The organism is Achromobacter sp. SIMBA_011 (genome assembly GCF_046535435.1).
In the GTDB taxonomy this organism is placed as follows: domain Bacteria; phylum Pseudomonadota; class Gammaproteobacteria; order Burkholderiales; family Burkholderiaceae_B; genus Achromobacter; species Achromobacter dolens.
Window position 1 is genome coordinate 1 of the sequence record NZ_JAWRWN010000446.1, and the last position, 272, is coordinate 272.

General features: G+C 69.9%; 1 protein-coding gene. It reads left to right on the forward strand.

Annotation, left to right across the window (positions count from 1 at the left end; translation table 11 throughout):
* Nucleotides 1–272 (forward strand): FimD/PapC N-terminal domain-containing protein (locus SB816_RS31655; protein WP_410548203.1); only part of this gene is annotated, 272 nt, incomplete at both ends.

A 272-nucleotide genomic window follows, 5' to 3' on the forward strand; every position in this document is an offset into this window, starting at 1 on the left:
CACGCCGACTACACGGTGCCCGGCACCTATTTGCTGGACGTGGTCGTCAACGGCAGGCTGCTGGCGGCGCGTGCCATCGACTATGTCCCGGGCAACCAGCTCGGCACCAGCGTCGCTTGCGTGCCGGCCGACCTCGTCGCGCAGATCGGCCTCAAGCAGACGTTGCTCGCCACGCTGCCGCGCACGTACGACGGCCGCTGCATCGACCTGCTTGCGATCGACGGCGCATCGGTGCGGCACGACCGCGCATCCGCGCGCCTGCGGATCGCGAT